We start from the raw sequence: 7,505 nt of genomic DNA, 5'->3' as shown, positions 1-7,505 counted from the left end.
GTGACGCAGGTGCCGACATTAGCGCCAAGCACAATAGCGATGCCGAGCTCCGGCGGCAGCGCTCCGGAAGCGGCGACGCCCATCGCCATGCCGATGACGGCGCTGCTGCTGTGCACCAGCGCCGTCAGGCAGGCTCCAGCGGCAAAGCCCCACAGGGCGTTCTCCGCCGCCCGGTTCAAGAACCAGCTGAAGAGGCCGCTCTTTTGGAGCGCGGGGCCGATGGACTGCATGACGGAGATGCCCCACAGCACGAGGGCGAATCCGGCGCCCGCCAAGCTCGCGAACTGAAGCGGCTGGGCGATTCTGCGTCCGGCTTCCGCAAGACGTGAGCGGTACGGCGGAAGCTCGCCGAGCGTGACGGCCGCGGCCCATAAGGCGAGCGAGGCAGCCAGCAGCGGAGCGGCGAACCTGCCGATCTGCAGGCCGATCAGCTGCGTCGTCAGGCAGGTGCCGATATTGCTGCCGAGAATAATGCCGAGCGTCCGGGCGTAGGTCAGCAGCCCGGCGTTGACCATACCGATCGACAGCACTGTTACTGCGGTGCTGCTCTGAAGAACGGCGGTGAGCAGGCTGCTAGAGACCATGCCCATGAGCGGCGAGGCCGTCGCTTTGTTCAGGACTCCGGTCAGCAGCGGACCGGCCAGCTTGGACAGCGCGGTCTCCATCAGCTTCATTCCGGCAAGAAAGATAATAATGCCATATAATATGGGGAACAGCACATCGCGCATCATGGCAGCGGTTCTCCTTTTTTCACCAGGGTTGTACACCAATATATGAATGCGGTGACCGGGACATGCATGAGCATAGGACATATATTTAACAAACAACAGGGAGTTGAGGCTAGTGGCATCGGTCATTTTACAGCGCAGCCGCAAAAAAAGGCTGGAAGCGGGGCATCCGTGGATCTACGGAAACGAAGTGGAGACGGTGGAAGGGAATCCCGCCCAGGGAGGGCTGGTGGACGTCCTCAGCCATCAAAGAAAATACTTAGCGACCGGATATTATAATCCGGCTTCGCAGATCCGAATCAGAGTCGTGTCGCACAGCCCGCTTGCGGAGATGGACACGGCCTTTTTCGCGGACCGCTTTACCCGCTGTCTGCGTCACCGCGAGCGGTTTCTTGCCGGGGAGAGCGCCTATCGCTTGGTGTATGGAGAGGCTGATTTTCTACCGGGGCTGATTGTCGACCGCTTCGGCGACGTGCTTGTTGTGCAACTGCTGACGCTCGGAATGGACAAGCGCCGCGCCGAAATCGTCGAAGCGCTGGTGCAAGTACTGAAGCCGAAAGGCGTCTATGAACGCAGTGATGTCGGCGTGCGCGAGCTTGAGGGACTGGAGCAGAAGACGGGAGTTCTATACGGTGAATGTCCACGCCACGTCACCGTGACCGAGAACGGACTAAAGCTGATTGTCGACATTGAGCAGGGCCAGAAGACCGGCTATTTCTTCGATCAGCGGGAGAACCGTGCATCCATCGCTCCGCTGATGACCGGCTGGGGGGCGCGCAGCGGTATTGCGCTTCAAGAGGTTGAGGGTGAACATGGCTTAAGACAGAAGATCCCTGTCAACAAGAGCGGCAAGGAGGTCACCTTCCCATATTGGGACGGCGCGACCGTGCTCGAATGCTTCTCCCACACGGGCAGCTTCACGCTGAACGCCTGCAAATACGGAGCGAAAAAGGTCACCTGTCTCGACGTTTCCGCCCATGCAATTGAGAGCGCCAAGGCGAACGTGGAGCTGAACGGCTTCAGCGACCGGGTGGAGTTCGTCGTGGACGATGCTTTTCAATATTTGCGCAGCCAGGTGAAAGGGCTGGAGGAACGGGCGGAACGCGCCGCCGTGAACGAAGGAGTGGCTTCCCTGAAGGAATCCGCAGCTAAAGCGGGAGGAGGCAAATCCGTCTCCAAGCCGGATACTTCCAAGCCGATGACAGCCGGAGGAGGGCGGACCTGGGATGTCGTCATTCTCGATCCGCCCGCCTTCGCCAAGACGAAGGGCGCGGTCAAAGGGGCATGCCGCGGCTACAAGGACATCAACCTGCATGGCATGAAGCTCGTGAACGAAGGCGGTTATCTGGTTACCGCAAGCTGTTCCTATCATATGCGGCCGGAGCTGTTTCTGCAGACGATCGCCGAAGCTGCCGAGGATGCGGGCAAGGTGCTGCGCCTTATCGAGTGGCGCGCGGCCGGCAAGGATCATCCGCAAATTCTCGGCGTGGACGAGGGGCATTACTTGAAGTTCGCCATTTTTGAGGTCACTTCGAAGTAAGATGCAAGCTTCATTAATGGATTTGCGGCACTGTTAATCAACCGCAGCGCGATGTTTAGCCGCCTGCATAGTATCATTGATGTGTTAGTTTAAAGGCTTCTCCGGGCTGTTCTTTAAGGGTCTGACCAACAAGGACCTTAAGGACAGCCTTTTTGCATGGGCCTTGATATGTCTTGGAGCCATTCCCTCCTTACAGCGGGATTCCACGCTAGATGTTGGGAAAGCACCAAACGTATGTTCTATTTTGCGTTTGTATGATATAATGATAAGACGGATAACAGCTTTTCTGTTCACCGATCGGTGCAGAAGCTGCTATATAAAACGCATAAATTTCATTTTTATTCGCGGAAGGAGTCTATGAAGCATGCCGGTGACGTTTTTGATCGGCCGTTCGGGCAGCGGTAAGACGACGAAAATATGGAATTCGATCTGTGCGGCACTGCGCGAGGACCCGTTAGGCACCCCGATCATTCAGCTCGTGCCGGAGCAGGGCTCCTTTAGCGCCGAGCAGGGGCTGCTTGGCGCCTGCGACAACCGGGGCAGCTTGCGCGCGCAGACGCTTAGCTTTCCGCGTCTCTCCTACCGGGTAAAGCAGGAGACCGGCGGAAGAGGCGGCGTGCCGATCGGTGATGAAGGCAAGAAGATGCTTCTTTACAAAATTTTGAGCCGGCGCAAGGAAGAATTGAAATTGTTCGGCGCTTCGTCGGACCGTCCCGGCTTTGTAGACCGGTTGAGCCGGCTGCATTCGGAGTTGAAGCGATGCTGCCTCGGGACCTCTGATCTGGAGGAACAGTTGTCACGAATGCGGGAGTCAGCGGGCGGCAGTCCGATCCTTACCAGCAAGCTGGAAGACTTGAATATCGTATTCACCGATCTGGAGCAGGCTATGTCCGGGTTGTACATCGATGAGGAAGACCGGCTGGCCGAGCTTTCGGAGCTGATCCCCTCCTCCTCTTTCGTATGCGGTTCCTCTATTTTCGTGGACGGCTTCCGGGGGTTTACGGCCCGGGAGTTTACAGTGCTGCGGCAGCTGATGCTGCATGCCGCCGACATGACGATCGCGCTGACGCTCGACAGGCCCTTTCTTGGCGGGCATCGGCCGCATGAGCTTGAGCTGTTTCATCCCTCGGCCTCCGCTTACATCAAGCTGAGGGGGATGGCAGAAGAGCTTGGCATTGATGTCAGGGACGAAGTGCTGGCGCCTGCGGTACTGCCGCGTTTTGTAGAGGCACCCGCTTTGGCGCATATGGAGCGAGGTTTTGACCGCCGGCTGGCATACCAGGGACCGCAGCCTGCGGAAGATGAGATGACGATCCGGGCGGCCGCGAACAAGCGCGCGGAAATGGAAGGCGCGCTGCGGGAGATGCGGAGACTGGCGCGCGAAGAAGGGGCGAACTATGGCGAAATGGCTGTATTCGTCCGCAAGCTGGAGGATTACGATTATCTTGTGCCGTCCCTTTTCCGGGACTACGGCATACCGTTCTTCCTCGACCGCAAGGCAGGGGAGCTTCACCATCCGCTGGTGGAGTTTATCCGTTCGGCGCTTGACATCGTCCGCCGCCGCTGGCGGTATGAGGATGTGTTCCGTTGCGTAAAGACGGGCTTTCTGCTACCTCTGGACGGCAGCTTGACCAGGGATGATATGGACACTCTGGAGAACTATATCCTTGCCTGCGGCATCCAGGGCTACCGCTGGACTGATGAGAAGTACAAATGGAAGGCGATCCCAAGTCTTTCGCTGGAAGGCGGAGGGAAGACCGATGCCGGGCTGGTGCCGCTGATGGAAAGATGCCGGAAGGCGGTAACCGCGCCGCTGAAAGCTTTTGAGCAGCGAATTAAGAAGAGCCGCAACGGATTGGATCTGTGCAAGTCGGTATTCGGGCTGCTGGATGACAGCGGCGCCGCGCGGAGGCTGGAATACATGAGCGCCGCAGCGCTGGAAGAAGGAAGACCACAGGAGGCCCGGGAGCACCGGCAGCTGTGGGGGGCCGTCCTTGATCTGCTGGATCAGATCGTGGAGATGATGGGCGAGGAGACTTTGAGCTTCGACATGTTCGCTGGAATTTTGGAGACGGGGCTTGCCGAGCTGCGGATGGGCCTTGTTCCTCCGGCGCTTGACCAGGTGCTTGTCGGAACGATGGACCGGACGCGGGTCTCGGGAGTCAAGTACGCTTTTTTACTCGGCTTCAACGAAGGGGTCGTGCCGGCGCTGTTTCAGGAAGACGGCGTGCTGTCCGAGGCGGAGCGTTCCCTTCTGGAAGGAGCGGGAATGGAGCTTGCACCTGGATCTTCCCGCCGAATGCTGGATGAACGCTTTCTGATCTATGAAGCGCTGACTTCGGCTTCCTGCAAGCTATGGATTAGCTATGCCTGCGCCGATGACGAAGGCAAAGGCTTGCTTCCTTCGGAAATGATCCGCCATTTACGTAAGATGTATCCGTCACTCGCTGAGAAACCTCTGCAGAGTCTTCCGATATCGGCTCCGCCCGAGGAGCATCAAGATTTTATCGGCCATCCGGAGCAGACTCTGCGTATGCTGATCGTACAGCTGCGTCAGTGGAAGCAGGGACAGGATATCCCACAGATCTGGTGGGAGGTCTATAACTGGTTTGCGGAGAGTACGGTATGGCGTTCGCGGCTGCAGATCTTAATAAGCTCGCTGTTTTACCGTAATCCCGGCATGCCGCTCCAAAGAGCAACAAGCTTCAGGCTGTACGGCGGCTCCACGCTGCGCGGAAGCGTCTCGCGCATGGAGAAATTCGTCTCCTGCCCGTTCTCCCATTTCGCCTCATACGGCTTGCGGCTCAAGGAACGCCAGCTGTACAAGCTTCAGGCTCCGGATATTGGGCAGCTGTTCCACGCCGCGCTGAGCACCATGGCGTCGAAGCTGCAGAGCGAGGGACGAAGCTGGGGTGCTCTGACGCCTGACGAATGCCGCAATGAAGCCGTAAAGACGGTGGATATGCTGGCGCCGATGCTTCAGGGAGAGATTCTGAAGAGCACAAAGCGTTATGGATATATTGCCCGAAAGCTTAAGAATATTGTCGGGCGAGCTTCGGTCATTCTGGGAGAACATGCAAGGACGGGCAGCTTCGACACCGCTTTTCTCGAGCTGGATTTCGGTCCGGGCAAGCCGCTGCCGCCGCTGCGCATCCCGCTCCCGAACGGCTGCTTGATGGAGGTCGTAGGAAGGATCGACCGCGTCGATACCGCAGAGGGCGAGAACGGAATCCTGCTGAGGGTTATCGACTATAAATCAAGCCGCAAGGATCTTAAGCTGCATGAAGTGTATTACGGATTGTCGCTGCAGATGCTGACCTACCTGGATGTGCTGCTGACCTATGCCGAGGAGTGGCTGGGGGAGCCTGCGTTTCCGGCGGGAACACTGTACTTTCACGTCCATGATCCGCTGCTCTCATCACCAAACGGCATGAGCCGGGAGCAGGCGCAGCAGGAACTGCTGAAGCGGTTCAAGATGAAGGGGCTGCTTATGGCGGACCGCGAGGTCATTTCCCTCATGGACACGAGCCTGGACAAGGGGCATTCGAGCATCGTGCCGGTTGCGCTGAAGAGCGACGGCAGCTTTTACAGAAGCGCCTCTGTCGCCACGCCCGAACAGTGGGACCGTCTGCTGTCTTCCGTAAGAGGGACGATCACGGAGATTGGAACCCGCATCACGGAAGGGGACGTGGCCATCACGCCTTACCGGATCCAGCAGGAGACCGCATGCACGTTCTGTTCCTACAAAGCGGTGTGCCAGTTCGACGAGGCCGTGGAAGGCAACGGATACAAGCATTTAGGCAAGCCGGGCAAAGACGCAATCTGGGAGATGCTTTCCCGCAAAGACGAAGGAGGAAACAGACCGTGATCATGCCGGCCAAACCGGAAGGAAGCATATGGAGCGACGATCAATGGCGGGCCATCGCGGAGAGCGGGGACGACATTCTTGTAGCAGCGGCAGCTGGCTCCGGTAAAACTGCGGTGCTCGTCGAGCGGATCATCCGTAAAATCAGCGACGAGAGCAGCGGCTTCAGCGTGGACCGCCTGCTGGTGGCAACATTTACAAAAGCGGCTGCATCCGAAATGCGGCAGCGTATCCGCGAGGCGCTGGACCGCGAGCTAGAGAAAGATCCGGACAACGCCCATATGCGGCGCCAGCTGGCGCTGCTCGGCAAAGCCTCCATCACGACGCTGCACTCCTTCTGTCTTGAGGTTATACGGCGCTACTATCAGTTGATCCCGCTTGATCCCGGCTTCCGCATTCTGAATGAACATGAAGCGGAGATCATGCGTCAGGAAATCCTGGAGGAGCTGTTCGAGGAAAAATATGAAGAAGCCGGCGAGGACGGCGTGTTCGTACAGCTCGCCGACTGGTTCAGCGGAGAGCGCACCGATGACGCCGTGCATGCGCTCGTTCAGCGTCTGCATGATTTTGCGCGCAGCCATCCCTGGCCTAAGGAATGGCTGAGGGAGACGGCAGCAGGCTTCTCGCTGCCGGATACCGAAACCCTGTCGCGCACGTCTTGGGTGCGCAGCATACTCGATGAGGCAAGACTGGCCCTGGCTGCCGCTGCCACCCAACTGGAGCGAGGGCGGCAAATTGCCCTTCAGCCCGGCGGCCCTGCGCCTTACGCCGATAACCTGGCGGCCGATCTGGATATGGTTGAAGGGCTGCTGCGGGCTGTAGAAGAGAAACCTTGGTCCGAATTGTATGACCTGTTCCGCGGCGCCTCCTTTGGCAAGCTGAAGCCCTGCAAGAAGGATGCGACCGACCCCGCTCTTCAGGAGGCTGTAAAGGGCTTGCGTGATGAAGTGAAGAGCCTCGTCGGCGAGCTGCAGAACTCGCTGTTCGGGCGCCCGGCGGACGTCTTTCTTCATGAGCTTCACGAAGCGGCTCCGCTGATGAAGGAATTGGCGGAAACGGTGATTCAATTCGGTGAGCGCTACCTGGCGGAGAAAGCGGGCAAAGGGCTGGTCGATTTCAGCGACCTGGAGCATTACTGCCTGGCTATTCTGCGCCACCCCGATTCTACAATTGGGAATTCTATGCCTTCGGACGCCGCGCTGGAATACCGGGCGCAATTCGATGAGGTGCTGCTTGACGAATATCAGGATACGAACAGTGTTCAGGAAGAGATTGTGCGGCTGATATCGAGGGAAGAGCCGGGCAACCGGTTCATGGTCGGCGATATGAAGCAGAGCATCTACCGCTTTCGCCTCGCGGAGCCGGGATTATT

Annotated in this window: 4 protein-coding genes; 3 read left to right on the top strand and 1 reads right to left on the bottom strand. The window is 58.4% G+C overall.

The genetic code is table 11. The annotated features are described in order from the left end of the window. On the bottom strand, positions 1 to 731 hold a 731-nt coding region (locus L691_RS0123380), incomplete at its 3' end, for a Na/Pi symporter (RefSeq protein ID WP_025692708.1). Between the two features lie 112 nt (positions 732 to 843). Here L691_RS0123380 and L691_RS29920 point away from each other — a divergent pair. From L691_RS29920 to L691_RS0123365, 3 genes are all read left to right on the top strand, one after another. Then, positions 844 to 2,268, top strand: coding sequence for a class I SAM-dependent rRNA methyltransferase (locus L691_RS29920; RefSeq protein WP_036737923.1), 1,425 nt, complete (start codon positions 844 to 846; stop codon positions 2,266 to 2,268). A 364-nt stretch (positions 2,269 to 2,632) separates the two neighbouring features. Then, a complete protein-coding gene (addB, locus tag L691_RS0123370) occupies positions 2,633 to 6,136 on the top strand; it encodes a helicase-exonuclease AddAB subunit AddB (RefSeq protein ID WP_025692707.1) in 3,504 nt (1,167 codons plus the stop codon). 2 nt (positions 6,137 to 6,138) lie between these two features. Further along, on the top strand, positions 6,139 to 7,505 hold a 1,367-nt coding region (locus tag L691_RS0123365; protein WP_156934330.1), incomplete at its 3' end, for a UvrD-helicase domain-containing protein.

It is taken from the genome of Paenibacillus zanthoxyli JH29, from assembly GCF_000520715.1.
GTDB classification, from domain to species: Bacteria; Bacillota; Bacilli; order Paenibacillales; family Paenibacillaceae; genus Paenibacillus_AQ; species Paenibacillus_AQ zanthoxyli.
Note: the sequence above shows the minus strand (reverse complement) of the source record. Positions and strands in the feature narration are given on the sequence as shown.

Bases quoted from the DNA above. Each gene is read 5' to 3' on its own strand.
- addB (WP_025692707.1), top strand. From the start codon at position 2,633: ATGCCGGTGACGTTTTTGATCGGCCGTTCGGGCAGCGGTAAGACGACG.